The sequence below is a fragment of the Pseudomonas sp. genome (assembly GCF_030147005.1).
Classification (GTDB): Bacteria; Pseudomonadota; Gammaproteobacteria; order Pseudomonadales; family Pseudomonadaceae; genus Aquipseudomonas.
Genome location: NZ_JASLAW010000064.1, coordinates 37,876 through 63,683, shown reverse-complemented (window position 1 = coordinate 63,683; position 25,808 = coordinate 37,876). Strand labels below are relative to the sequence as shown.

Annotated in this window: 22 protein-coding genes; 14 read left to right on the top strand and 8 right to left on the bottom strand. The window is 56.2% G+C overall.

Annotated features, from left to right (window positions below):
• The 12 genes from Q1V60_RS06250 to Q1V60_RS06195 form a co-directional block, all read left to right on the top strand.
• On the top strand, window positions 1-755 hold a 755-nt coding region (locus Q1V60_RS06250; RefSeq protein WP_300628449.1), incomplete at its 5' end, for a glycosyltransferase family 4 protein.
• Between the two features lie 12 nt (window positions 756-767).
• Window positions 768-1,805: a polysaccharide biosynthesis protein gene (locus Q1V60_RS06245; RefSeq protein WP_032877172.1), complete on the top strand. Its 1,038-nt coding sequence runs from the start codon at window positions 768-770 to the stop codon at window positions 1,803-1,805.
• 2 nt (window positions 1,806-1,807) lie between these two features.
• Window positions 1,808-2,923, top strand: a complete 1,116-nt coding sequence (locus Q1V60_RS06240) for an NAD-dependent epimerase/dehydratase family protein (RefSeq protein WP_300628445.1) — start codon at window positions 1,808-1,810, stop codon at window positions 2,921-2,923.
• A gap of 29 nt (window positions 2,924-2,952) precedes the next feature.
• Window positions 2,953-4,083: a UDP-N-acetylglucosamine 2-epimerase (non-hydrolyzing) gene (gene wecB, locus Q1V60_RS06235; RefSeq protein WP_300628442.1), complete on the top strand. Its 1,131-nt coding sequence runs from the start codon at window positions 2,953-2,955 to the stop codon at window positions 4,081-4,083.
• A gap of 4 nt (window positions 4,084-4,087) precedes the next feature.
• Window positions 4,088-5,320 (top strand): glycosyltransferase family 4 protein, encoded by a 1,233-nt coding sequence (locus tag Q1V60_RS06230; protein ID WP_300628440.1) that lies wholly within the window; start codon window positions 4,088-4,090, stop codon window positions 5,318-5,320.
• 51 nt (window positions 5,321-5,371) lie between these two features.
• Window positions 5,372-5,965 carry a sugar transferase gene (locus Q1V60_RS06225; RefSeq protein WP_300628438.1) on the top strand — a complete coding sequence of 198 codons (594 nt, stop codon included), beginning with the start codon at window positions 5,372-5,374 and terminating at the stop codon, window positions 5,963-5,965.
• Complete coding sequence (locus tag Q1V60_RS06220; protein ID WP_300628436.1) at window positions 5,965-6,582, top strand: acetyltransferase; 618 nt, start codon at window positions 5,965-5,967, stop codon at window positions 6,580-6,582. Before Q1V60_RS06225 ends, Q1V60_RS06220 begins: the two co-directional genes overlap by 1 nt.
• A 107-nt stretch (window positions 6,583-6,689) precedes the next feature.
• On the top strand, window positions 6,690-7,868 hold the full coding sequence (locus tag Q1V60_RS06215; RefSeq protein WP_300628434.1) for a DegT/DnrJ/EryC1/StrS aminotransferase family protein: 1,179 nt from the start codon (window positions 6,690-6,692) through the stop codon (window positions 7,866-7,868).
• Between the two features lie 172 nt (window positions 7,869-8,040).
• Entirely contained in the window at window positions 8,041-10,035 is a 1,995-nt protein-coding gene (locus tag Q1V60_RS06210; protein ID WP_300628452.1) for a nucleoside-diphosphate sugar epimerase/dehydratase, read from the top strand.
• Window positions 10,036-10,146: 111 nt separating this feature from the next.
• Entirely contained in the window at window positions 10,147-10,479 is a 333-nt protein-coding gene (locus tag Q1V60_RS06205; protein WP_300628433.1) for a ComEA family DNA-binding protein, read from the top strand.
• Window positions 10,480-10,622: 143 nt separating this feature from the next.
• Window positions 10,623-11,267 (top strand): GntR family transcriptional regulator, encoded by a 645-nt coding sequence (locus tag Q1V60_RS06200; RefSeq protein WP_300628451.1) that lies wholly within the window; start codon window positions 10,623-10,625, stop codon window positions 11,265-11,267.
• Between the two features lie 14 nt (window positions 11,268-11,281).
• The gene (locus tag Q1V60_RS06195; RefSeq protein ID WP_300628431.1) at window positions 11,282-12,130 is read left to right on the top strand and encodes a DUF1989 domain-containing protein; all 849 of its coding nucleotides are present in this window, start codon (window positions 11,282-11,284) and stop codon (window positions 12,128-12,130) included.
• A gap of 56 nt (window positions 12,131-12,186) precedes the next feature.
• Here the strand turns inward: Q1V60_RS06195 and Q1V60_RS06190 are convergent, their stop codons facing one another.
• The 3 genes from Q1V60_RS06190 to Q1V60_RS06180 all read right to left on the bottom strand — a co-directional run bounded on the left by Q1V60_RS06190 (window position 12,187) and on the right by Q1V60_RS06180 (window position 14,577).
• The gene (locus Q1V60_RS06190) at window positions 12,187-12,354 is read right to left on the bottom strand and encodes a DUF2897 family protein (RefSeq protein WP_003172675.1); all 168 of its coding nucleotides are present in this window, start codon (window positions 12,352-12,354) and stop codon (window positions 12,187-12,189) included.
• 111 nt (window positions 12,355-12,465) lie between these two features.
• Window positions 12,466-13,830 (bottom strand): ethanolamine permease, encoded by a 1,365-nt coding sequence (gene eat / locus Q1V60_RS06185; RefSeq protein WP_300628429.1) that lies wholly within the window; start codon window positions 13,828-13,830, stop codon window positions 12,466-12,468.
• A 393-nt stretch (window positions 13,831-14,223) separates the two neighbouring features.
• Window positions 14,224-14,577, bottom strand: a complete 354-nt coding sequence (locus Q1V60_RS06180; protein WP_300628427.1) for a hypothetical protein — start codon at window positions 14,575-14,577, stop codon at window positions 14,224-14,226.
• 482 nt (window positions 14,578-15,059) lie between these two features.
• On the opposite strand from Q1V60_RS06180, the gene Q1V60_RS06175 reads away from it, so the two are divergent.
• A complete protein-coding gene (locus Q1V60_RS06175; RefSeq protein WP_300628424.1) occupies window positions 15,060-19,928 on the top strand; it encodes an NAD-glutamate dehydrogenase in 4,869 nt (1,622 codons plus the stop codon).
• A gap of 207 nt (window positions 19,929-20,135) precedes the next feature.
• On the opposite strand, the gene Q1V60_RS06170 is transcribed toward Q1V60_RS06175, so the two are convergent.
• The 5 genes from Q1V60_RS06170 to Q1V60_RS06150 all read right to left on the bottom strand — a co-directional run bounded on the left by Q1V60_RS06170 (window position 20,136) and on the right by Q1V60_RS06150 (window position 24,808).
• Window positions 20,136-20,822, bottom strand: coding sequence for a GntR family transcriptional regulator (locus Q1V60_RS06170; protein WP_300628422.1), 687 nt, complete (start codon window positions 20,820-20,822; stop codon window positions 20,136-20,138).
• Window positions 20,823-20,839: 17 nt separating this feature from the next.
• Entirely contained in the window at window positions 20,840-21,541 is a 702-nt protein-coding gene (locus tag Q1V60_RS06165; protein WP_300628419.1) for a FadR/GntR family transcriptional regulator, read from the bottom strand.
• Window positions 21,542-21,819: 278 nt separating this feature from the next.
• Complete coding sequence (locus Q1V60_RS06160; RefSeq protein WP_300628417.1) at window positions 21,820-23,154, bottom strand: DEAD/DEAH box helicase; 1,335 nt, start codon at window positions 23,152-23,154, stop codon at window positions 21,820-21,822.
• 49 nt (window positions 23,155-23,203) lie between these two features.
• Entirely contained in the window at window positions 23,204-24,100 is an 897-nt protein-coding gene (yedA, locus tag Q1V60_RS06155; RefSeq protein ID WP_300628414.1) for a drug/metabolite exporter YedA, read from the bottom strand.
• Window positions 24,101-24,250: 150 nt separating this feature from the next.
• A complete protein-coding gene (locus Q1V60_RS06150; protein ID WP_300628412.1) occupies window positions 24,251-24,808 on the bottom strand; it encodes a hypothetical protein in 558 nt (185 codons plus the stop codon).
• A gap of 489 nt (window positions 24,809-25,297) precedes the next feature.
• Here Q1V60_RS06150 and Q1V60_RS06145 point away from each other — a divergent pair, with 489 nt between their 5' ends.
• Window positions 25,298-25,606 (top strand): DUF3077 domain-containing protein, encoded by a 309-nt coding sequence (locus Q1V60_RS06145; RefSeq protein ID WP_300628410.1) that lies wholly within the window; start codon window positions 25,298-25,300, stop codon window positions 25,604-25,606.
• Window positions 25,607-25,808 lie beyond the last annotated feature (202 nt).

Sequence of the window (25,808 nt, the reverse complement as noted above, 5' to 3'; positions counted from 1 at the left end):
TTTGGTTCTTTCAGCGCCTTGAAAATATGATGTACCGTTCCTTTGATCGTATTGGTTGCATGACAAAGGGGAATATTAAGTTTTTGCTGGAAAATTTTTCCGGTGTGGATCCATCTCGCGTGGAGATACTACCTCTTTGGGCGAAAGTGAAAACCGTAGAGCCTGTTGACAAGGGATTTATCAGAGCGAAATACAAGCTACCAATGGATAGGGTTATTGCGGTATATGGAGGGGCAATGTCCATTGTCCAAGAGCTTGAAAATATATTAGATTTGGCGAAATTAAGCTTTGATGCAAACGATAATGTTTGCTTTTTATTCATAGGTAAAGGCACTGAGCGTGAGCGCCTCGAAAGTAGAGCTTTCAATCAGGGCCTAACGAATGTGATTTTTTTAGATTACGTACCTCGTGAGGAGTACCAGAGCGTAGTTCAAGCCAGTGATATTGGCTTGATCTCCCTGTCGAGCAAACTCAGTGTGCCAAGTTTTCCTTCCAAGTCCGTGGATTACTTCAAGGTATCTCTACCGATCCTAGCCTCGCTCGACGCGGTGACCGATTTTGGAAGTATTTTGCAGAATGATATCAAAGCAGGTTTTTCCGTAATAGCGGGTAACAGTCAGCTTTTACATGAGAAACTGACCAAATTGGCTTTAGACCCGTCACTACGAAAAACGATGGGCCAAGCGGGGCGTCGATATTATGAAGAGCGCCTAACTGTCGAAAAAGCAAGAGAAACAATCACTTCTGTTTTGTAAGGAGATACATATATGACTAATGTTTTTAAAGATGCCACCTTGATGATTACTGGTGGTACGGGTTCTTTTGGGAATGCAGTGTTGAAGCGCTTTCTGGATTCGGATCTGAAAGAAATTCGTGTGTTCAGTCGAGATGAAAAGAAACAAGACGATATGCGTAAGCGTTATAATAGCGCTAAATTAAAATTTTATATTGGAGATGTTCGCGACTTTCAAAGCGTTTTGAACGCCACTCGTGGTGTTGACTTTATTTACCATGCCGCGGCACTCAAGCAAGTTCCTTCTTGCGAGTTTCATCCTATGGAAGCGGTTAAAACCAACGTCTTAGGGACGGACAATGTACTAGAAGCCGCCATTCAAAATAATATCAAACGCGTTGTTTGTCTTAGCACGGATAAAGCTGTATATCCTATCAATGCCATGGGTATTTCCAAGGCCATGATGGAAAAGGTTATGGTTGCAAAGTCCCGTAATGACAACTCAACAGTTATTTGTGGAACCCGTTACGGCAACGTAATGGCGTCTCGTGGTTCCGTTATCCCTCTGTTTATTGAGCAGATTCGTGCTGGGCAATCGTTGTCGATTACAGACCCTAACATGACGCGTTTCATGATGACACTAGCAGATGCAGTTGACTTGGTTCTTTATGCGTTTGAGCATGGGAATAACGGTGATATTTTTGTGCAGAAGGCACCTGCTGCGACGGTTGAAACACTTGCTCGTGCATTAACCTCCCTCGTTGGTAAGCCCGATCACCCTATCCAAGTTATTGGTACACGCCATGGAGAGAAACTGTATGAAGCTCTTCTGAGTCGAGAAGAAATGGCCTGCGCCGAGGACATGGGCGATTACTTCCGTGTGCCACCTGACTTGCGTGACTTGAATTACAGTAAATTTGTTGAGCAGGGAGAAGAAAAAATTTCTCATACTGAAGACTATAACTCACATAACACTGAACGTCTTGATGTCGAGGGTATGAAACGTCTGTTGCTCAAGCTTGACTTCATGCAAGCGATTCAACGTGGTGAGCACGCGACACCTGAGGAATGATGATGAAAGTACTAATTACTGGCGCAAATGGATTTGTCGGACAGAACTTGGCCATTCATTTGTCAGAGCGAAAAGACATTCAAATTTTTCGCTTTTCTCGTGACGACGACCGTCAAAGCCTTTCCGAGAAAGTAAAGCAAGTAGACTTTATTTTTCATCTGGCTGGTGTCAATCGCCCTAAAGAAATTGAAGAGTTCAAGACAGGGAATACTGATCTCACCCGTTTGCTCGCAGACGCTGTAATTGCTAGCGGGCGCAAAATTCCGATTATATACACGTCTTCAACACAAGCAGAGCAAGACAATGCTTATGGGGAAAGTAAGCGTGGAGCAGAAGATATTCTGAAACAGCTGGCTTCCATTCATGGTTCTGCCGTGCATTTGTTTCGACTGCCTAATGTATTTGGTAAATGGGCTCGTCCTAATTATAATTCGGCTGTTGCAACTTTTTGCTACAATATTGCAAGGGGCTTGCCTGTAAAAATCAATGACCCCTCCGCGAAAATTACACTTGTATATATTGATGATGTCATCAAATGTTTTATGGATGTGATGGACGGCTTGGAAACGTCGAGTCCATTTGTAGAGGTCAACCCGCAATACCAAATTACTGTAGGTGATTTGTCTGCAACGCTGCATGCGTTTCATGAAAGTCGTACTACATTGATCACGGAACCAGTGGGCACTGGTCTTACCCGGGCGCTTTACTCTACCTATCTGAGCTACTTTCCGCCAGAAAACTTCACCTATGAGGTGCCGAAGTACGGTGATCCTCGTGGTGTGTTTGTTGAAATGCTCAAAACACCGAATGCTGGACAGTTTTCATACTTTACCGCTCATCCTGGTATCACTCGGGGTGGTCACTACCATCACACCAAAACTGAGAAATTTTTAGTTATACGTGGCAATGCAAGCTTTAAGTTTAGGAATATTATAACTAGTGAATTTTATGAGCTGCATACAAGCGGCGAGAAACCTGTAATTGTTGAAACTGTTCCGGGTTGGACTCATGACGTTACTAATATTGGTCAGGATGAAATGATTGTTATGCTTTGGGCGAATGAAATATTTGACCGAGCTCTACCGGATACTTATGCGCTGGCTGTGGGTACAGCATAACAAGCTGACTATAATAGTAAGGAGGTTTTATGAAAAAAATGAAAGTGATGACTGTTGTAGGAACTCGGCCTGAAATTATCCGTCTTTCTCGTGTCATGGCGGCCCTGGATGAACACTGTGAGCATATTATCGTTCATACCGGCCAGAATTATGACTACGAACTAAATCAAATTTTCTTTGACGATCTGGGTATACGTAAACCTGATCACTTCCTAAATGCTGCAGGTGCCAGCGGCGCGGAGACGATCGGTAATGTTATCATCGCAGTCGATCGGGTACTGGCAGACGTGAACCCTGAAGCGTTGTTGGTGCTCGGGGATACCAATAGCTGCATGGCTGTTATTCCGGCGAAGCGTCGCAAGATTCCGACCTTCCATATGGAAGCAGGTAATCGTTGCTTTGATATGCGCGTGCCAGAAGAAATCAACCGCCGAATTGTTGACCACACTGCAGATATCAACCTGACGTACAGTACCATTGCGCGTGATTACCTGCTGCGAGAAGGTTTGTCGCCAGACATGGTTATCAAAACTGGCAGCCCGATGTTTGAAGTGCTTCAGTACTATCGTTCAGGCATTGAGGCGTCTGATATTCTTGAGCGCCTGAGTCTTGAAGCTGGCAAGTTCTTTGTGGTCAGCGCGCACCGCGAAGAGAATATCGATTCCGATAAAAACTTCCTGAAGTTGGTGGATGTGTTGAACTCGGTAGCCGAGCATTTCGGCTACCCAGTGATTGTTTCAACCCACCCTCGTACGCAGAAACGTGTTGACGCACTGGGCATCACATTTCATGAAAATGTGCAGTTGCTCAAACCGTTGGGCTTCAAGGATTACAACAAGCTGCAACTGGAGTCCAAGGCCGCGCTGTCTGACAGCGGTACTATCAATGAAGAATCGTCAATTCTAAACTTCCCCGCTCTGAACCTGCGCGAAGCTCATGAGCGCCCAGAAGGGATGGAAGAGGCCGCGGTGATGATGGTAGGCCTGGAAGTGGAGCGAGTGATGCAGGGCCTGCAGTTGCTTGACAGTCAGCAGCGCGGGGCTGATCGTACTTTGCGTCTTGTCGCAGATTACAGCATGCCAAACGTTGCCGCTAAGGTCGTTCGGATCATTCACAGCTATCGCGATTATGTTATGCGTATAGTGTGGAAAAGGTATTAATTAAATGGCAGTTCGTGTTTTGCTTTTGACTCAGTGGTTCGATCCGGAACCCACATTCAAAGGACTGGTTTTTGCACGAGAGCTGGTGAAGCTAGGGTTTGACGTTGAGGTGGTCACTGGTTTTCCTAACTACCCAGGCGGTAAAATTTATCCGGGCTTCAAGATGCGCTTGGTTCAGAAAGAAGTAATTGATGGAGTCAAAATAACACGACTGCCTTTGTATCCGAGTCATGGTCAGAGCGGCTTGGGCCGCGTCGCGAACTATATAAGCTTTGCGGTAACAAGTTTGCTTTACGGTTTGTTCGGAGCAAAACGTCCGGATGTTATTTACGCCTATCACCCGCCCTTGACCGTGGGTATTGCCGCTATTTTCATCCGGTTTTTTCGTCGTGTGCCAGTGGTCTACGACATTCAGGATATGTGGCCTGATACGTTGCGGGCAACCGGAATGTTCTCAAACGAGAAGGCATTGAATGTCGTTTCAAAAGTTTGCGACTGGGTCTATCGCCATGTTGATCAACTGGTGGTCCTGTCGCCGGGTTTCAAACGTTTACTGATCGAACGTGATGTGCCTGAAAACAAGATCGAGGTTATTTATAATTGGTGCGCCGAAGATCAGATCACGGCAAGCACCGATAGGATTTCGGATGGTTTTCCGGACGCGTCGCGCTTTCGTGTTCTTTTTGCCGGGAACATGGGTAAAGCCCAGGCGCTCGACTCGGTGCTAGACGCAGCCAAAATCCTGCAGTCACGCGACAAGGCCATGGTTTTTGTATTTCTAGGTGGTGGTGTCGAGGTCGAGCGGCTGGAGCAAAGGGCTGGTGATGAGGGGCTGAATAATGTGGTGTTCCTTCCTGCGGTTTCCATGACCCAGGTCGGTAACTACCTGAGCAACGCGGATGCATTACTGGTCCACCTTAAAAAAGACCCGTTGTTTACCATCACCATACCTTCCAAGACGCAGGCCTACATGGCGGTAGGCAAGCCGTTGCTAATGGGCGTGGAGGGTGATGCGGCAGATCTGGTCACCCAAAGTGGCTGTGGTTATGTCGTAGAATCACAGAACCCGAATTCGTTGGTTGATGCAGTTGATAAATTGATGGACGCAACACCTGCTGAGCGCACGGCGATGTCTGAAAAAGGGCGTGATTTCTACCGCGCCAACTTGTCTTTGCGCAAGGGTGTTGAGAGCTTTGCGGTGGTGTTCAAGCGGCTGGCTGGGAAGGATGGTCAGTGACAGCCATCGAAGTTAGAGTGTCAATATCAGGACTGAGTGTGGGATTGCCAGATGCTTAAGCGGTTGTTTGATATAGTTGCGTCTTTTTTGGGGCTGTTGTTGCTTTCGCCGGTCATTGCCCTTGTCGCCTGGCAAGTCCGCCGTAAGCTGGGGGCTCCTGTGCTGTTTCGTCAGATACGTCCAGGGTTGCATGGCAAACCCTTTGAAATGATCAAATTTCGCACAATGAAAGATGCGTGCGATGTCCATGGCAATCCACTCCCTGACTCCGAACGCATGACTGCGCTTGGCTCGTTCCTGCGTTCGAGCAGCCTGGATGAGCTGCCGGGCTTATGGAATGTTTTAAAAGGCGAAATGAGTTTGGTTGGACCGCGCCCGCTATTAATGGAATACCTGCCGCTTTATAGCGTGCAACAATATCGGCGTCATGAAGCTCGCCCAGGCGTAACTGGCTGGGCCCAAATTAACGGACGTAATGCTTTGAGTTGGGAAGATAAATTCAAACTCGATGTTTGGTACGTCGATAACCAGAGCATTTGGCTGGATTTGAAGATTGTTTTCCTGACCTTGAAGAAAGTGGTTATCCGCGAAGGCATCAGTGCCGATGGCGAGGCGACGATGTCGAAGTTTACGGGGCGTCAATAATGAAGCGCTTGGCCATTGTCGGCGCCGGGGGCCACGGGAAGGTTGTTGCTGATACGGCAGAGTGTTGTGGCTGGGACGTCGTAGAGTTTTTTGAAGACAACTGGTCAGGACGTGAGACGAACGGTGATTGGCGTATCGTAGGCGATGCCTCAATTTTGCTGAGACATGCTGGGGATTATGAAGGTGTCGTAGTTGCCGTCGGCAACAATACGGTGCGTCATGCAAAGCTGATGGAGCTTGCGAGGGAAGGGGCCCGGTTGGTTTCGCTGATCCACCCACAGGCAACTATCAGTCGTCATGCTGCGATAGGGGTGGGATCGGTGGCTTTTGCAGGTGTAGTGGTGAATGCCGGTGCGCAAATCGGTTTAGGTGCGATTCTTAATACTGGGTGTAGTATTGATCACGACTGCGTGCTTGGGGAAGCCGTCCATATCAGCCCGGGGGCAAGACTGGCAGGCACTGTACAGGTCGGTAACATGAGCTGGATCGGCATAGGCGCCTGCGTCAGGCAGTCCATACGGATTGGCACTCATGTGACGGTGGGTGCTGGTGCGGCGGTAGTCAGCGATGTTGCGGACTCGCAGACTGTCATTGGCGTACCCGCTAGGCCACGATAGGCAAGCATTTTCAGTGTGTTGAACTCAGTTGTTATAGCTATTGCGGCAGACGAACGGACGCTTACTGCGCTCCTTACTTTCTCATCGAAATTAACGGGTACTGTGTTGTGCTGAATTCACCCTTTTCTCCCTGGCCCTCTTTTACTATTGAAGAAGCCGACGCGGTACGCGATGCCATCCTTTCCAATAAGGTGAACTATTGGACTGGCAAAGAATGCCGCGAATTTGAAAAAGAGTTTGCCGCTTGGTCAGGTACTGAATATGCCGTTGCGTTGGCAAACGGCACTGTGGCGCTTGATCTGGCATTGCTGGCATTGGGCATTGGTACGGGCGACGAGGTTATCGTCACGTCGCGCACGTTCCTCGCTTCGGTATCCAGTATTGTTAACGCTGGTGCCGTCCCGGTATTCGCTGATGTTGATCGCGACTCGCAAAACTTCACCGCCGACACCATTTCCGCTGTCGTCACCCCACGTACCCGGGCAATTATCTGCGTTCACTTGGCCGGTTGGTCGTGTGACATGGATCCGATCATGGCTTTGGCTGAAGCGCATGACCTGAAAGTGATCGAGGATTGTGCCCAGGCGCACGGCGCCGTTTACAAAGGTCGCCCAGTAGGGTCTATCGGCCACATCGGCGCATGGTCGTTCTGTCAGGATAAGATCATGACCACCGGCGGTGAGGGTGGCATGGTCACAACCAATGATCGGTCCCTATGGCTGAAAATGTGGGCTTTCAAGGATCATGGTAAAAGCTGGGAGGCGGTGTACGAGCGCGAGCATCCGCCAGGATTCCGCTGGGTACACGAGGGGTTTGGTACCAACTGGCGTATGCTTGAGGTGCAGGGTGCTATTGGTCGCATTCAATTGCGCCGGATGCCTGCATGGCAAGCCAGCCGTTTGGCTAACGCGCACCGCATTTGGGACTGTGCCAAGGGTTTGAAAGGAATTCGAGTTCCGGCCATTCCTGAAGATACAGTGCATGCAGCGTACAAATGCTACGTATTCGTCGAACCTGCGCAGTTAAAGCCAGAGTGGAGCCGTGATCGTCTTCTGTCCGAGATCAACGCGCGTGGTGTGCCGTGCTACTCGGGTTCATGTTCCGAGGTGTACTTGGAAAAGGCATTCGACAACACAGGATGGCGTCCTGCAAATAGACTCCCTATCGCTAAAGAACTGGGCGAAAACAGCCTCATGTTTCTCGTGCATCCGACGCTTGAAGCTTCCGAGATTGATAAAACCTGTGCTGTGCTCAAGGAAGTTATGGGTTTGGCAGCTGTGGACTGAGTCTGTATGCGGTATTGAGCGGGCCGGTACTGGCCCGCTTTTACAGTTTGAGAAGCGGCGACGCTCATGGAGCGTCCAGATCAAGTGGCGACATCATCAACGGGTGCGTTGGTTCAGGTCGTGACACTGATAACGTAAGTTGCAGGAGCAGTACAAGGTGGTTGAAGGGGTTATGGAGAAATTGAGAGCTTTATTACTGGGTTTACCGCGTCGTCAGAAGCGCCTGATACAAGTGTCTACAGACGTAGTGCTGGTGTGGCTTGCGCTGTGGATGGCTTTTGTGGTGCGCTTGGGCATTGACGAGATGGTCAACCCCGTTATCCAACACCCATGGTTGTTTTTGACTGCTCCAGTGGTCGCTATCCCTCTTTTCATTCGTTTCGGAATGTACCGTGCCGTCATGCGTTATTTCGGGAACGATGCGCTTGTAGCCATTATCAAAGCGGTGAGCCTTTCGTCGCTGATTCTCGGCGTTGTCGTTTATTGGTATAGCAACCATCAAAACGTGGTTCCACGATCTATTATCTTCAACTACTGGTGGCTCAGCCTCATCATGGTGGGCGGCCTGCGACTGGCTATGCGCCAGTACTTTCTGGGTGACTGGTTCGCTGCATCGCAGCACGTGCCTTTCACGAGTCGTGATGACGGCCTGCCACGAGTAGCCATCTACGGCGCAGGTGCTGCGGGCAACCAGTTGGTTGCAGCCTTGCGCATGGGCAGAGTGATGCGTCCTGTCGCTTTTATTGATGATGACATCAGCATCACTGATCGTGTTATCTCGGGCTTGCAAGTCTACAAACCCAAACACATCCAGCGCATGATCGACGCCACCGGCGCTCAAGAAATTCTGCTTGCAATACCATCCTCTAATCGCGGTCGTCGCCGTGAAATCCTTGGTTTCCTCGAGGGTTTTCCGCTCCACGTACGCAGCGTTCCGGGTTTCATGGACCTGGCCAGTGGCCGCGTCAAGGTCGACGATATTCAGGAGGTCGATATCGCCGACTTGCTGGGCCGGGACACTGTACCTGCTCAGGCCGAACTTCTGGAGCACTGCATCAAGGGGCAAAATGTTCTGGTGACTGGCGCGGGTGGTTCCATCGGCTCTGAGCTGTGCCGTCAGATTCTCGCGTTACGTCCGACGACGCTGCTGTTGTTCGAGCACAGTGAATTCAATCTGTACAGCATCCTTTCGGAGCTTGAGCAACGCATTGTTCGTGAGTCGCTGCCAGTTAAGTTATTGCCGATCCTCGGATCGGTGCGTAACCAGTCAAAACTAGTAGATGTCATGAAAACGTGGCGCGTAGACACTGTCTACCATGCCGCAGCTTATAAGCATGTGCCAATGGTTGAGCACAACATCGCCGAAGGCGTACTGAACAATGTGATCGGTACGCTCAATACCGCCCAAGCCGCGCTTCAGGTCGGGGTGTCCAACTTTGTTTTGATCTCCACCGACAAAGCGGTACGCCCGACTAATGTCATGGGCAGTACCAAGCGTTTGGCCGAATTGACCTTACAGGCGCTCAGCCGTGAACCGGCTCCCGTACTATTCGGTGATAAGTCGAATGTCTCACGAGTCAACAAAACCCGTTTTACGATGGTTCGATTTGGCAATGTGCTGGGTTCCTCCGGCTCAGTAATTCCGTTATTCCACAAGCAGATTAAGTCGGGTGGCCCGCTAACGGTCACCCACCCCAGGATCACACGTTACTTCATGACGATTCCTGAAGCGGCCCAGTTGGTAATCCAGGCAGGTTCTATGGGGCTTGGGGGGGATGTGTTCGTGCTGGATATGGGAGAGCCGGTGAAGATTGTCGAGCTGGCCGAAAAAATGATCCACCTGTCCGGTCTGAGTGTGCGCTCTGAGAAGAATCCCCATGGCGATATTGCTATTGAGTTCTCCGGCCTGCGTCCTGGGGAAAAGTTATATGAAGAATTGCTGATTGGTGACAACGTCGTTGCGACCCAACACCCGATGATCATGAGTGCCAACGAAGATCACCTGTCATGGGAAACACTCAAAGAAAAGCTGACTGAGTTGCTTGCTGCCGTGGACGAGGACGATTACACACGTGTCCGTCAACTGCTTCGCGACACAGTCAGTGGCTATTCCCCCGACGGTGAAATTGTCGACTGGATCTACCAGCAACGTCGCCTGGAACCGTGAGTTAACACCCTGTTACTCATCCATTTTTGACACCCTCCACCCATCGTCTAACGTAGAAAAGCAGCTTCGGAAAAGCTGCTTTTCTCTTACCGATGTCATGGAGCGTCACTAATGCAAAACCTCTACATTTCATCCCTAATATTCGCTTTCCTCACCAGCCTCTCTGTCGCCACCACCGCAGCGCCTACCATCAAGCCGGAGGCCCAGCCCTCCATCTCGGCCCAAATGACCAGCACCGAGCAATCCACCAAGGTCAACCTCAACGCCGCCGACGCCGAAACCCTGCGCCGCGATCTGTTCGGTATTGGTGCTTCCAAGGCGAAAGCAATCGTCGCGTATCGAGAAAGTAACGGTCCGTTCACGGCGGTGGATGAGTTACTGGAAGTGAAAGGCATCGGCAAGGCACTGTTGGAGAAGAACCGCGACAGGTTGGTTATTAATTGAGGATGTAAAAATAGCCCAGAAGGCCGGTCATTGACCGGCCTTTCCTTTATCGCAGGCTTGTTCCTTTTACACGCTCAGGCGCCATTGGCATGAAACGTGATTACATCCAAGCTCAATGATTGTTCAACAATCCTGCGGTAGTGATGACGCTCAGCATGTCTTTAGCCGATCAAATCGCCCTTGAACTACGCGCCGATATCATCGGCGGGCGACTCTTGCCTGGTATGCCGCTGATTGAGGTGGATCTGGTCAAGGGCTACAACGCCTCGCGCAACACAATTCGTGAAGCGTTGCATCGCTTGGGCCAGGAGGGGCTTACTCGCCATATACGCAATAAGGGCGTGATCGTTCGGCGATTGGAGCGCGAAGAAGTTCGCGATTTGTTTGTAGTGCGTCGCACCTTGGAGGTGCAGGCGATTGCCCAGAGCGGCCCGCTGTCGGACGCTCAATCCGGGCGCATGCAAAGCGCCATTGAGGCCACCACCCTGGCTCGGGAACGTGAAGACTGGCGTGCGGTTGCCACTCACAGCCTGGTGTTCCACCAGCATATTGTCGCGTTGATGAGCAGCCCGTTGTTCGATGAGTTTTTCGCCCAGGTCATTGCCCAGTTACGCCTGGTGTTCTGCGCCGCGCCGGATGAGCAGCGGTTCCAATCGCCCTGGCTGGAGCGCGATCATGAGATTTATGCGCTGCTGGACAGCAACCAAACCCAGGCAGCCGGCGAGGCGATGAGCCTGTACCTGGATGATTCGGAACGTCTTTCCCTTGCTTTGTTTGATCACCCTTGATGGAGGATTGCCCCATGTATAAAGACTATCCGGCCGCTTACCAAGTCAGCAAAGGTTCGGCGTTGCAGGTGGATACGGCGTTCTATGAGCGTATCCGCGATCGCCAGGATCAGCGCACATTGATCGAACAGTTCGAGGTACCGATTCGTACGGGGAGGGCGTGGAAAGTACGGGCCGGGCATGTGTTCCGTGTGACCACGCCGGTGGGACCACAGGTGGGGGACTTCAACGTGTGGAACGCCAATGATCCTCGCGAGCGTTTGTGGGCTGCGCGCACGAGACAACTGCAAGGTGCACATGTCAGCACCCATGACCGGTTGTGGTCGAACCTGCCCTTTCTAAGACCCTTGGTGACCATCACCGACGACAGCCTCGCCAGCTACGGCATCGATGAACACGGCGGACGCCTGCACGATTTGCTCGGCACACGCTGCGATCCCTATGTGAATCGGATGCTGACTGGAGAGGATTTCCATCATCACTGCCACTCGAACCTGACCCGTGCGGTATTGCCCCATGGGCTGACGGAATTCGACGTGCATGACGTGTTGAATATTTTCCAGTGCACGGGCCTCAATCACGATGACATGTACTTTATGAAAGCTTGTCCGGCGCAGGAGGGCGATTACCTGGAGTTCTTTGCCGAGATTGATTTGCTGTGTGCGCTGTCGACGTGCCCGGGTGGGGATTTGTCGCTGCCTATGTGGGGGCCGGATGCGCAGGACCCGTTGACGGTGTGTCGTCCGTTGGGGGTTGAGATCTACAGGCTGGAGGATGAGTTGCTGGGTGGCTGGAGCCAGCCGGAGCGTGCAGCCTATAAGGGGCAACATGGGTTGCATATTGCCAAGGCGGAATGGGAGTAGGGGGCTGCTTCGCAGCCCAGCGGGAGCGAGCTCCCTCGCCACGGATTACAAGGGACTTACCTGTCTTGCGCATCCTTGGCATCCGCCTGCGCATTGCGTTCGGCCACGCGTTTGCGTTGTTCGTCGGTGAGTTCCACTTTGTTGGCGCTGTCGCGCAGCATCATCAACCCACCGACGATCGACCCGATCGCGACTACCATAATCAACCACGCATACCACGGCATAAGGCTCTCCTTGAGGCAGATCGCCGGGGGAGAATTTTCCCACGGTAATAACTGCTTTGAGTTACGGGCGTTCTGAGTAGTTCATTGTAGGCCCGTTCTGCCTCGCAAACCCTATAGCCCGGTCAACATCGCATCCGCCGGGGCATCGGCGCGGTCCTGGGCGGTCAGTTGGAAGTAGATGAAACCCACGGCCATGAAGCCCAAAAAGATCAGTCCGATCAGCGTGTTGAACCAGGCCATCGCCACCAGGCACACCACTGCCAATACCAGCGCGATGCCCGGCACGACAGGGTAGCCCGGCGCGCGGAAGGTGCGTTCCAGCAACGGCTCGGTTTTGCGCAGTTTGAACAGGCTGAGCATGCTCATGATGTACATCACAATAGCGCCGAACACGGCCATGGTGATCATCGCCGCGGTCAGGGTCATGCCGCCCAGGTTGATCAGGCCGTCGCTGTAGATCGAGGCGATGCCGACTACGCCACCGGCGAGGATTGCGCGGTGGGGTGTCCGAAAACGCGACAGCTTGGCGAGGAAAGTGGGCAAGTAGCCGGCGCGTGCCAGGGCGAAGAATTGGCGCGAGTAGCCGAGGATGATGCCGTGGAAACTCGCCACCAGGCCGAACAGGCCGATCCAGACGAGCATGTGCAACCAGCCGGAGCTTTCGCCCACCACGGTTTTCATCGCCTGGGGCAGCGGGTCGTTGATGTTTGACAGGGTGCGCCAGTCGCCCACACCACCCGCGAAGAACATCACTCCCATGGCCAGTATCACCAGGGTAAGGATGCCGCTGATGTAGGCTTTTGGAATGGTGCGCTTCGGATCTTTCGCTTCTTCGGCCGCCATGGCCGCGCCTTCGATGGCGAGGAAGAACCAGATGGCGAAAGGGATCGCTGCGAACATCCCGGCAATCGCCGGGGCGCCGAAGGTGTTGGAGCCGGCCCAGCCGTTCAGGGCGAAGTTACTGAAGCTGAATGCCGGAGCAACGACGCCCATGAACACCAGCAGTTCAGCGACGGCGAGTACGCACACCACCAGTTCGAAGGTGGCGGCGAGTTTCACGCCGAGGATGTTGAGGCCCATGAACACGATGTAGGCACCGACGGCGGCGTGTTTTGGGTCCAGCGCGGGGAACTGCACATTGAGGTAGGCACCGATGGCCAAAGCGATGGCGGGCGGCGCGAAGACGAATTCGATCAGGGTCGCCAGGCCGGCAATCAAGCCGCCTTTTTCGCCGAAGGCGCGGCGGCTGTAGGCAAATGGGCCGCCGGCGTGGGGAATTGCGGTGGTCAGCTCTGTGAAGCTGAAAATAAAGCAGGTGTACATCGCGGCGACCATCAAGGAGGTCACCAGGAAACCCAGCGTGCCGGCCACGCCCCAGCCATAGCTCCACCCGAAGTACTCGCCGGATATCACCAGCCCGACAGCAATACCCCATAGATGGAGGGTGCCCAAGGTGGGTTTGAGTTGTGTGTTCATTGTGCGGAGTTCCCTGAACGGTTGGAATGACTCAGGGTGTTGCAGTGGCTATGCCAGGCTACGCAAACCTGTCGCAAAGCGGCGCCTATGTCGCGTGCGAGACGGTTTAGCGTTTGAATGCGGCCAGGCGCGCACCAGATAAGGGCGGTATTGCCTGGACTGACGCCATCGGGGGCAAGCCCTAATGCCGGTCAGTTAAGCGCTAAAGCAGAAAACCTGCGACCTGTGGCGAGGGAGCTTGCTCCCGTTGGGGCGCGAAGCGGCCCCAAAAATGGGACTGCTACGCAGTCCAGCGGGAGCAAGCTCCCTCGCCACAGGGACCGGTTCTGTCTTAACTGACTGGCTTTAGGGCATGCCCGCGCTCACATTTGATGAGGCATCGGGCATTCGGGTTCAGGCCGTAACGAAAGTGCCGGTGCCTTTGAGGATGTTCTGCAAAGTCTCTTGCAGTTCGGCCCAGTCCGCGGCAGCAGTGGCGTGGGTGATCTCCAACTGATCGTTGCCCCCCAGCGCATCGGCGTCACCGGCAGCCAGTTCAATCAGCAGGGTTGTAGCACTCAGGGTGACTTTCAAACCATCCAGGGTCGACGGCTCATAATCCCAAGTCAACTCCACCTCGTCTTCATCCGGGTAACGGCTCAGCATGAACATTTCGCCGTTTTTGCCGTGACAGCAGAGCATGGCCATGTTGTCTTCTTCGTCGTCGCACGGGGTGGCCATCAGGGCGTCGGTTTTCAGCTGCAGCATGGGAAATCCTGTGTGGAGGAGGGCGTTGCGCCGGGGAATTGTGCCATTGCGGCGAATTTTATGCTGCATGGTGTGTCAGACCCAGGGCATGACCTGGCGAGCGGTATCAGTCATTTCCGGTACTCGCGGGGGTGAAAATAGCGAATTTTTTACCCGGAAAAACTCGGTTGCCCAAGTTGCAACCCAGCGCCTGCTTACCGATGACCGAATATGTCGCAGCACCGCAAGCACCCGGCTTCGTACACTCGTTAAGCTGCGCAACGGATGTGCCCCGCGCCAGGCGCCTGACCTGCCCGTCGTACCGTCACCCGGCAAGGTGTGCATCTTGTGGAAGTTGTATGTGACCTGACTGTCTTGTCCAGCTTCACCCACCTGTCGCCCTGATTCGTTTATCGTGACCCACGAACAGAGCCGACGGTCTCCCCGCAAGGGGACAACACGCGACGCTTCCATCAATAACAAGCCCAAGCGGAGTACCACAGATGGCGTTCTTCACCGCAGCCAGCAAGGCCGACTTCCAGCACCAACTGCAAGCGGCACTGGCGCAGCACATCAGTGAACAGGCACTGCCACAAGTGGCGCTGTTCGCTGAGCAATTCTTCGGCATTATTTCCCTGGATGAACTGACCCAGCGTCGCCTTTCCGACCTGGCTGGTTGCACCCTGTCTGCCTGGCGCCTGCTTGAGCGCTTCGATCACACCCAACCGCAAGTGCGGGTCTACAACCCCGATTATGAACGCCATGGCTGGCAGTCGACGCACACCGCGGTCGAAGTGCTGCACCATGACCTGCCATTTCTGGTGGACTCGGTACGTACCGAGCTCAACCGCCGTGGCTACAGCATTCACACCCTGCAAACCACCGTGCTCAGTGTGCGCCGTGGCGGCAAGGGCGAATTGCTGGAAGTGCTGCCCAAGGGCACCCAGGGCGAAGGCATTCTGCAAGAATCGCTGATGTACCTGGAAATCGACCGCTGCGCCAACGCCGCCGAATTGAATGTGCTGAGCAAAGAGCTTGAGCAGGTGCTGGGCGAAGTGCGCGTGGCCGTGGCTGATTTCGAACCGATGAAAGCCAAGGTCCAGGACCTGCTGGCCGGTATCGACGCCAGCGCTTTCGTGATCGATGGCGAAGAAAAAGCCGAGATCAAGAACTTCCTCGAATGGCTGGTGGGCAACCATTTCACCTTCCTGGGCTACGAAGAGTTTGTGGTACGTGACGAGGCGGACGGCGGTCATATCGAATATGACGCCGGCTCCTTCCTCGGTCTGACCAAGCTGCTGCGCCCCGGCCTCACCGCTGAAGACCTGCGCATTGAAGACTACGCCGTCGCCTACCTGCGCGAACCGACCATGCTGTCGTTCGCCAAGGCTGCGCACCCAAGCCGTGTACACCGCCCGGCTTATCCGGACTATGTGTCGATCCGTGAGATCAGCGCCGACGGCAAGGTCATCAAGGAACACCGCTTCATGGGCCTGTACACCTCCTCGGTGTACGGCGAGAGCGTGCGGGTGATTCCTTACATTCGCCGCAAGGTCGCGGAAATCGAGCGCCGCTCGGGCTTCCAGGCCAAGGCGCACCTGGGCAAGGAACTTGCCCAGGTGGTTGAAGTATTGCCGCGTGACGACCTGTTCCAAACCCCGGTCGATGAGCTGTTCAGCACGGTGATGTCGATCGTGCAGATTCAGGAACGCAACAAGATCCGCGTATTCCTGCGCAAAGACCCGTATGGCCGTTTCTGCTACTGCCTGGCCTACGTACCGCGTGACATCTATTCCACCGAAGTGCGCCAGAAGATCCAGCAAGTGCTGATGGATCGCCTGAAAGCCTCGGACTGCGAGTTCTGGACGTTCTTCTCCGAATCCGTGCTGGCCCGTGTGCAACTGATTCTGCGGGTCGACCCGAAGAACCGCCTGGACATCGACCCGCTGCAACTGGAAAAAGAAGTGGTTCAGGCCTGCCGCAGCTGGCAGGACGACTACGCCAGCCTGGTGGTGGAAAGCTTCGGCGAAGCCCACGGCACCAACGTGCTGGCGGATTTCCCGAAAGGTTTCCCGGCCGGCTACCGCGAGCGTTTCGCCGCGCATTCGGCCGTGGTCGACATGCAGCACCTCAACAGCCTCACCGAAGCCAACCCGCTGGTGATGAGTTTCTACCAGCCCCTCGGCCAGGTTTCCGGCCAGCGTGAGCTGCACTGCAAGCTCTATCACGCCGACACCCCGCTGGCGCTGTCCGACGTGCTGCCGATCCTGGAAAACCTCGGCCTGCGCGTGTTGGGCGAGTTCCCGTACCGCCTGCGCCACGCCAATGGCCGTGAGTTCTGGATCCATGATTTTGCGTTCATCGCCGCCGAAGGCGTGAACCTGGATATCTCGCAGCTCAACGACACGCTGCAGGACGCGTTCGTGCATATTGTTCACGGCGATGCCGAAAACGACGCGTTCAACCGCCTGGTACTCACCGCCGGCCTGCCGTGGCGTGACGTGGCGCTGCTGCGCGCTTACGCCCGTTACCTCAAGCAGATCCGCCTGGGCTTCGACCTCGGCTATATCGCCAGCACCCTGAACAACCACACCGACATCGCCCGCGAGTTGACCCGGTTGTTCAAGACCCGCTTCTACCTGGCGCGCAAGCTCACCGCCGATGACCTGGAAGACAAGCAGCAGCGTCTGGAACAGGCGATCCTCAGCGCCCTGGACGACGTTCAGGTGCTCAACGAAGACCGCATCCTGCGTCGCTACCTGGACCTGATCAAAGCGACCCTGCGCACCAACTTCTACCAGACCGACGCCAACGGCCAGAACAAGTCGTACTTCAGCTTCAAGTTCAACCCGCACGCAATTCCCGAGTTGCCCAAGCCGGTGCCGAAGTTTGAAATCTTCGTCTACTCGCCACGCGTCGAAGGCGTGCACCTGCGCTTTGGCAACGTGGCCCGTGGTGGCCTGCGCTGGTCCGACCGTGAAGAAGACTTCCGTACCGAAGTGCTCGGCCTGGTAAAAGCCCAGCAAGTGAAGAACTCGGTGATCGTGCCGGTGGGCGCCAAAGGCGGCTTCCTGCCGCGTCGCCTGCCATTGGGCGGCAGCCGTGACGAGATCGCGGCCGAGGGCATCGCCTGCTACCGCATCTTCATGTCCGGCCTGTTGGACATTACCGACAACCTGAAAGACGGCGCCCTGGTACCGCCGGTCAACGTTGTGCGCCATGACGACGATGACCCATACCTGGTGGTGGCCGCGGACAAGGGCACTGCGACCTTCTCCGACATCGCCAACGGTATCGCCATCGACTACGGTTTCTGGCTGGGCGATGCGTTCGCCTCCGGGGGTTCCGCCGGTTACGACCACAAGAAAATGGGCATCACCGCCAAGGGCGCGTGGGTCGGCGTGCAGCGTCACTTCCGTGAGCGCGGCATCAACGTGCAGGAAGACAGCATCACCGTGGTGGGCGTCGGCGACATGGCCGGTGACGTGTTCGGTAACGGCTTGCTCATGTCCGAGACGCTGCAACTGGTCGCGGCCTTCAACCACCTGCACATTTTCATCGACCCTAACCCGAACCCGGCTACCAGCTTCGTCGAGCGCAAGCGTTTGTTCGAGCTGCCGCGTTCGGCCTGGACCGATTACGACACCAGCATCATGTCCGAAGGCGGCGGTATCTTCTCGCGCAGCGCGAAGAGCATTGCCATCTCGCCGCAGATGAAAGAACGCTTCGACATCCAGGCCGACAAGCTGACCCCGACCGAACTGCTCAACGCCTTGCTCAAGGCGCCGGTGGACCTGTTGTGGAACGGCGGTATCGGTACCTACGTCAAAGCCAGCACCGAGAGCCATGCGGATGTGGGCGACAAGGCCAACGACGCACTGCGCGTCAACGGCAACGAGTTGCGCTGCAAGGTGGTGGGCGAGGGCGGTAACCTGGGCATGACCCAGCTGGGTCGTGTGGAGTTCGGCCTCAATGGCGGCGGTTCCAATACCGACTTCATTGACAACGCCGGTGGCGTGGACTGCTCCGACCACGAAGTGAACATCAAGATCCTGCTCAACGAAGTGGTGCAGGCCGGTGACATGACCGACAAGCAACGCAACCAGTTGCTGGCGAGCATGACCGACGAAGTCGGCAACCTGGTGTTGGGCAACAACTACAAGCAGACCCAGGCCCTGTCCCTGGCCGCGCGCAAGGCTTACGAGCGTGTCGCCGAGTACAAGCGCCTGATGAGCGACCTGGAAGCCCGTGGCAAGCTGGACCGCGCCATCGAGTACCTGCCGACCGAGGAGCAGCTTGTCGAGCGCGCCGCCAATGGCAAGGGCCTGACGCGTCCTGAGCTGTCGGTGTTGATCTCCTACAGCAAGATCGACCTCAAGGAAGCGCTGCTCAAGTCCCAGGTTCCGGATGACGAGTACCTGACCCGTGACATGGAGACCGCGTTCCCGCCGAGCCTGGTGGCCAAGTTCTCCGAGGCCATGCGTCGTCACCGCCTCAAGCGCGAGATCGTCAGCACCCAGATCGCCAACGACCTGGTCAACCACATGGGCATCACCTTCGTTCAACGACTCAAAGAGTCGACCGGCATGAGCCCGGCGAACGTGGCCGGCGCCTATGTGATCGTGCGCGACATCTTCCACCTCCCGCACTGGTTCCGTCAGATCGAAGCCCTGGATCATCAGGTCTGCGCCGACGTACAACTGGAGCTGATGGACGAGCTGATGCGCCTGGGCCGTCGCGCCACGCGCTGGTTCCTGCGCAGCCGTCGCAACGAGCAGGACGCCGGGCGTGACACCGCGCACTTCGGTCCGCACCTGGCCGCGCTGGGCCTCAAGCTCGACGAACTGTTGGAAGGCCCTACGCGTGAAGGCTGGCAGAACCGTTACCAGGCTTACACCCAGGCCGGCGTACCGGAGTTGTTGGCACGCATGGTTGCAGGCACTACCCACCTGTACACCCTGCTGCCGATCATCGAAGCCGCCGACGTGACCGGGCATGACGCCGCCGAAGTGGCCAAGGCCTACTTCGCCGTCGGCAGCGCCCTTGACCTGCCGTGGTACCTGCAGCAGATCAGCGACCTGCCGGTTGCCAACAACTGGCAGGCTCAGGCCCGCGAAGCGTTCCGCGACGACGTGGACTGGCAACAACGGGCGATCACCATTTCGGTATTGCAAATGGCCGAAGCGCCACAAGACATGGAAGCCCGCGTGGCCCTGTGGCTTGAGCAGCACCAGGACATGGCTGATCGCTGGCGCGCAATGATGGTGGACATCCGTGCTGCGGTCGGCACGGACTACGCCATGTATGCGGTGGCCAACCGTGAGTTGCTGGACCTGGCGTTGAGTGGTCAGCCGGTGTTGCAGGCGGTTTGATCTAGCGGCACAAACGAAAGCCCCCGTCTCGTGAGAGGCGGGGGCTTTTTGCTGGAACATTCTTTATCAAACACTGAAGGATCATTGTGGGAGCGGGCTCGCTCGCGAATACGGTGAATCAGTGAATCAATAACTGAATGACTGACTGACACAGCGCATTCGCGAGCAAGCCCGCTCCCACATTTTTTGATCTGCGTTCGCCTGGGGTCAGTGGTGTTTGAGCAGTTTGCTTTCCAGGTGATCCAGATGTTGGGTCATCAGCGCCACGGCGGTGGTTGAGTCGCGTTGTTCAAGCGCATCCACGATCGCTACATGCTCCTGCCACGCGCAATACGTGCAGGCCTTTGCTTCAAATTGGGCGATGATCAGCGACGTCAACGGCACCAGGCTGTTGAGAAACTGCGCCAGCGGTGCGTTCCCCGCCATTACCGCCAATTGCAGGTGAAACTCCCCCGATAACCGAATCGCCGGCCCACGCTGGTCGCCTTCGATACAGTCGCGCTCGCGGTCAATCAACTCGCGCAGCTGGCGTATCTGCGCGGGTGTGGCGTGGGCGCACGCCAGTTGCACCACGGTCATTTCCGTCATGCGCCGTGCTTCAAGAATCTGCCGCGTTTGCTGCCTGTCCGGGGCCGCTACCTGGGCTCTCTGGTTGGGGCGCAGGATGATCACTTGCTGGTGGGACAGCTTGGCCAACACACGGCGGATCACGCTGCGGCTCACGCCAAAGACGTCGCCCAGGCCTTCTTCGGTGAAGCGGCTGGAAGGCGCAATGCGCTGTTCCAGGATGGCGTCGAACAGGCGAGGGTAGATGTCATCCACCGAGGGTTTTTTGCCCGCCACCAGGCGCAGTGCGGGGAGGGTGGGGTCGCGTTGCAGCGCGTGAGCGTTCATGGCCGGTCTCCAAAATATCAACTGCCCAGATGGTCGTCGGGGATGTTCAAGCGAATGCCCATGCGCAAGCCTTCCTGAAGGATGTGTCGACGCATTTCGGCACTGGCCAGGGCGCTGTTCTTGTTGCGGATGGCACGCACCACCGCCTCGTTCTCCCGCAGGCGCTCGGCCAGGTGTTCGGGGGAATTGCGCAGCACCTGGGCGCTTTGCTTGAGGGCATTGCTGGTTTGTTGCACCACGTTCTGGAAGATCGGGTTGGAGGTCAGTGCGAACAGCTCTTCGTGGAAGGCGATGTAGGCGTTCATGCCGGCTTCGCTGTCGTCGGCATCGAGCGCTTCACGCATGTCCATCAGGGTCAGGCGCAGTTGGCCGATTTCTTTGCTGCTGATGGACTGGGCCACCAAACCGACGATGAAGGGTTCAAGGGTGTAGCGCAGTTGCAGGATGTCTTCCAGGCTGGCATCCGCCACGGTTTCGCTCGACTGCGGCTCGCTGACGCTGGTTTCCAGCACCACCACGCCTTTGCCGGGCATGGAGCGCACCAGGCCGAGGGTTTCCAGCACGATCACCGCTTCGCGCAGACTCGGGCGGCTGATGCCCATCTGTTCGGCCAGTTCACGCTGGCCGGGCAGCATTTCACCACGCCGCCACTGGCCACGCGCCAGGGCTGCGCGCAGTTTCTCTACGACTGAATTGACGACGGTTGAGGTGCTGATCACGTCGATGTCTCCTTGATGTTGCGAATACGGCGGTAAGTCCTATGACGAACCCATGTGGAAGGGGGCAAGCCCTAATGCCAGTCAGTTAAGGAGGAGCGCTTTACCGTCGCGAGGGAGCTTGCTCCCGCTGGACTGCGCAGCAGTCCCATTTTCTGGGGTCGCTTCGCGGCCCAGCGGGAGCAAGCTCCCTCGCCACAGGCCGACGGTTGCCTGTTCTAGCGCTTAACTGACTGGCATTGTGGCTTGCCTGGGAAAGCGCCATCAGCCGCGTCGCAAAATCACTTCTTCTTACGCGGCCCCGTGTTGAAAACCGGCACCTTGCGCACTGGTTTGATCGAGGGCTCCGCTGGCGCCACTTCGCCGCTGTCCACCCATTTGCCCAGGTTGCGCTTACCACCGCCACCCGAGGTTTTGGGCTTTTTCGGTTTTTTCGGCTTCTTCACTACCTGCCCGCTGGCATCGGTATCCGGCACGCGGTGTTCCGGTTCGAAGTCCGGCTCCATCGTGCGGATCAGGGTCTGGCGGGTCAGCATTTCGATGGCCGAGAGCATGTTCACTTCATCGGCACACACCAGCGAAATCGCCTCGCCGGTGTTGCCCGCACGCCCGGTACGGCCGATACGGTGGATGTAGTCTTCGGCGACGATCGGCAGGTCGAAGTTGACCACCAGCGGCAAGTCTTCGATATCCAGGCCACGGGCCGCCACGTCGGTGGCCACCAGGATCTGCACGTCGCTGGCCTTGAAGCGGTCCAGCGCACGCTGGCGTGTGGCCTGCGGTTTGTCGCCGTGGATGCCGTCGGCGTTAATGCCCAGCCCCTGCAACTTATCCACCAGCGCGTCAACGCCGTTACGGGTTTTGGCAAATACCAGCACCTGCTTCCAGCGGCCCTTGCGCATCAGATGCACGAACAGTTCCGGCTTGCGCTTTTTATCCACCGGCACCACCCACTGTTTCACGGTGTTGGCGGCGACGTTGCGCGGGCTGACTTCGATGCTCAGCGGGTCGTTGAGCATCTGCCCGGCGAGCAGGCGGATGTCATCGGAGAAGGTCGCGGAGAACAGCAGGGTCTGGCGTTTTTTCGGCAGCATGCGGTAGATGTTTGCCAGTTCTTCGGAGAAGCCCAGGTCGAGCATGCGGTCGGCTTCATCCAGCACCAGGGTTTGCAGCTGGTTGAGTTTCAGCGCGTTCTGGCGGAACAGGTCGATCAGGCGGCCAGGCGTGGCGACCAGAATGTCGACGCCCTTGCGCAGCTTCATCATCTGCGGGTTGATGCTCACGCCGCCGTACACCGCATAGGTGGTCAGCGGCAGGTGTTGGGCGTACTCGGCGACGCTGGCGTGAACCTGCTCGGCCAGCTCACGGGTGGGGCACAGGATCAGCGCACGCGCCGAGTTGGCGGCGACTTTCGGCCCTTCCATCGTCAGCAATTGCAGGAGCGGCAAGGCGAAACCTGCGGTCTTGCCGGTGCCGGTCTGGGCGGCGGCCATCAGGTCGCGACCGGCCAGCACCGCCGGAATGGCTTGCGCCTGCACCGGCGTCGGGGTCTGGTAGCCAAGCGTCTCAAGGGCGCGCAGCAAGGGTTCGATCAGGCCAAGGGTGGCGAAAGTCATGTAGTTACCGTAGGAAAAATTCAGCGCAAGGTCGCAATTGCGCCGCAGTTTACCTTATTTCCGGCTTCGGCTTACGCCACTGCGGCAGGCTGATCAGCAACACCGCGCTGATGATCACCAGCATCGCCAGCGCCTCTTCCAGGCCAATGCTCTCACCGACGAACACAATCCCCAGCAACACCGCCACCGCCGGGTTCACATAGGCATAACTGGTCGCCGCCGCCGGGCGCACGTTTTTGAGCAGGTACATGTAGGCGTTAAACGCGATGATCGAACCGAATACAGTGAGATAGGCCAGCGCCAGCCAGCCCTCCAGCGGTGGCATCGCCTGCAGACGCTCACCCGACAGCGTGCTGACGATCAGCAGCGCCACGCCGGCCACCAGCATTTCCGCGGCACTGGCCATGGCGCCCTGGGGCAGCGGCACGTGGCGGCTCCACACCGAACCGAACGCCCAGGAAGCCGCCGCCATCAACAGCAACACCGCGCCCATCGGGCTCGATTGCAGCGTGCTGCCCATGTTGAGCATGGCGATGCCGACAATCCCCAGAATCACCCCGGCCCATTCCAGCCGTGTATTACGCGCGCCCCAGAAAAAACCAAACAACAAGGTAAACAACGGCACGGTCGCCACGGCCAAGGCCGCAACGCCGGACGATACGCCCATGTGCTCCGCCACGCTGACGCCGCCATTGCCAACGGTGAGCAGCAAAATGCCGATCATGCCGGCGGCCTTCCATTGCGCCCAGGACGGCGCCGGCACGCCACGCCACCTCAGGTAGCCATACATCAATGCGCCGGCCGTACAAAATCGAATCCCCGCCAGCAGCAACGGCGGCCAGTACTCCACGCCGATACGAATCACCAGGTAAGTGGAACCCCAGATCACATACAACGCGAAAAAAGCGGCGATCAGTGGTAAGGGAAAGCGACGTGGGCCAGGCATTGGGCGGCTCTATGGCAGGAGATGGGAGGCTTATTCTAAAAACGAAGGTGGATAAACATAAGTTACAAAACCTGTTTAAAGCGCCCATACACTTCATAAAGGCAAGCCCGAGGCCCACAGGGATCGCGTATTGCCTGAGCGCTGGTCAGATCACCCTCCACGTTTCGTCTCATAAGCACACTTACCAATACTGACTAAATCAAAAATTGCCAGCCCGGCAACAACGAAGGGGCTGCCTCGTCCGATAATGCCGAACACCCGCACCGTGCCAAACGTTGCTTTCGCCCTTCCGGCCATCGTGGGTTGCCTGATGAAGGTACGAGGAAAGAAGCGCATTCCAATGAGGCTCGCCAGGTTCTTGGTTTTGCTGGAGCCGACGTGAACCCATGCGCCCACGGCAATTTTGCTAATCGGTATGCCTGCCGCGCCCGTGGCTGCCGTGAGGCCGTAGTGTTGCTGTGTACATTTCCAGAGTTCATCAAACGTCGTGTCGGGCACGGCGGGGTCAGCGTGGAGGGGCTTGAGTAACTGGTAATGGGGGCCATGACTCCAACCTGGCGTACTCGGCAACACCATGACTGCCGGGCAGTTCGTCATCGCATTCCCCACATGAAACGCCATGCTTGAACTTGAACCCAGTTCAATGCCATTTGATTCAAGCTCGAACTTGCTTTGAATGATCGCCGTTTGAAGATCGCTTTCCTGCATGACTCTATCCCTGTGCGTGAATGACAGACGGGATGGTAGGTCGCAGTACGACGCGATGGATGAACGCAGGGGAAAACCAGAAAGGTCCTAGGCTATAACCGGAATTGGCCTACCGCCCCTTCAAAACTCACGTGAAAGCGACCTCAAACCGCCGGAATTTCAGTGGCCAGCAAGACCGATCCCTTTCATTTGCGGGACGTTTCCGAGAGAATCCCACGGCCTTGTTTCCGTCGGATCAGCTCGCTAGTCTCGCTCCGTCATCGAATGTTCGATGACCGGACGTGCAAGTCCGACGACGGTAATACGCCACAACCTTTGACTCTCGATGCCAGTTTTTCTATCAGGCGTTGATTCGTTATGGCAGCTGTACGCGGGAGATCTTCGGATCTACCGGACTCCGTCTCGGTCTTGCACACCTGCGTACTGCTGCCACCCTAATTCGTGTGCAAGCGAACGGTTGCAGCTTCTACCTGACGGAGAGGTTTCACCATGGTCAAAGTCACCCCCGATCCACCCAAATCCAAAGCCGACTTCCTCAGCGAAGACGCCCTGCTCCACCGTCGAGTCATCGACTACTACCTCAAGGCATCCGCCCCGGATGCGCCGATTTTTATTCTCAATGACAACCTGAGCTTCGAAGACGCCCTGGCCCACGCGGCGGATTTGTTGCATTGCGCCGTGGAGACGGCCCACGAATCGGGCGAGGCGATGAAAGCGCCGCAGCGGGCGGTGATGCATTTGGTGGAGATGGCGAAAGGAGTGGTGGATCAGGCGCTGGCGTGTGTACAGCCTCGATAGCCGCCGCATAACCCATGTGGGAGCCGGGCTTGCCGTAATGCCAGTCAGTTAAGACAGAACCGGTCCCTGTGGCGAGGGAGCTTGCTCCCGCTGGACTGCGTAGCAGTCCCATTTTTGGGGCCGCTTCGCGCCCCAACGGGAGCAAGCTACCTCGCCACAGGTCGCAGGTTTTTCTGCTTTAGCGCTTAACTGACCGGCATTA

Coding starts and splice junctions, on each gene's coding strand:
- Q1V60_RS06210 (WP_300628452.1), top strand. CDS start 8,041: ATGGAGAAATTGAGAGCTTTATTACTGGGTTTACCGCGTCGTCAGAAG.
- Q1V60_RS06195 (WP_300628431.1), top strand. CDS start 11,282: ATGTATAAAGACTATCCGGCCGCTTACCAAGTCAGCAAAGGTTCGGCG.
- eat (WP_300628429.1), bottom strand. CDS start 13,830: ATGAACACACAACTCAAACCCACCTTGGGCACCCTCCATCTATGGGGT.
- Q1V60_RS06150 (WP_300628412.1), bottom strand. CDS start 24,808: ATGCAGGAAAGCGATCTTCAAACGGCGATCATTCAAAGCAAGTTCGAG.
- Q1V60_RS06180 (WP_300628427.1), bottom strand. CDS start 14,577: ATGCTGCAGCTGAAAACCGACGCCCTGATGGCCACCCCGTGCGACGAC.
- Q1V60_RS06190 (WP_003172675.1), bottom strand. CDS start 12,354: ATGCCGTGGTATGCGTGGTTGATTATGGTAGTCGCGATCGGGTCGATC.
- yedA (WP_300628414.1), bottom strand. CDS start 24,100: ATGCCTGGCCCACGTCGCTTTCCCTTACCACTGATCGCCGCTTTTTTC.
- Q1V60_RS06200 (WP_300628451.1), top strand. CDS start 10,623: ATGACGCTCAGCATGTCTTTAGCCGATCAAATCGCCCTTGAACTACGC.
- Q1V60_RS06240 (WP_300628445.1), top strand. CDS start 1,808: ATGAAAGTACTAATTACTGGCGCAAATGGATTTGTCGGACAGAACTTG.
- Q1V60_RS06170 (WP_300628422.1), bottom strand. CDS start 20,822: ATGAACGCTCACGCGCTGCAACGCGACCCCACCCTCCCCGCACTGCGC.
- Q1V60_RS06160 (WP_300628417.1), bottom strand. CDS start 23,154: ATGACTTTCGCCACCCTTGGCCTGATCGAACCCTTGCTGCGCGCCCTT.
- Q1V60_RS06220 (WP_300628436.1), top strand. CDS start 5,965: ATGAAGCGCTTGGCCATTGTCGGCGCCGGGGGCCACGGGAAGGTTGTT.
- wecB (WP_300628442.1), top strand. CDS start 2,953: ATGAAAAAAATGAAAGTGATGACTGTTGTAGGAACTCGGCCTGAAATT.
- Q1V60_RS06145 (WP_300628410.1), top strand. CDS start 25,298: ATGGTCAAAGTCACCCCCGATCCACCCAAATCCAAAGCCGACTTCCTC.
- Q1V60_RS06205 (WP_300628433.1), top strand. CDS start 10,147: ATGCAAAACCTCTACATTTCATCCCTAATATTCGCTTTCCTCACCAGC.
- Q1V60_RS06245 (WP_032877172.1), top strand. CDS start 768: ATGACTAATGTTTTTAAAGATGCCACCTTGATGATTACTGGTGGTACG.
- Q1V60_RS06230 (WP_300628440.1), top strand. CDS start 4,088: ATGGCAGTTCGTGTTTTGCTTTTGACTCAGTGGTTCGATCCGGAACCC.
- Q1V60_RS06225 (WP_300628438.1), top strand. CDS start 5,372: ATGCTTAAGCGGTTGTTTGATATAGTTGCGTCTTTTTTGGGGCTGTTG.
- Q1V60_RS06175 (WP_300628424.1), top strand. CDS start 15,060: ATGGCGTTCTTCACCGCAGCCAGCAAGGCCGACTTCCAGCACCAACTG.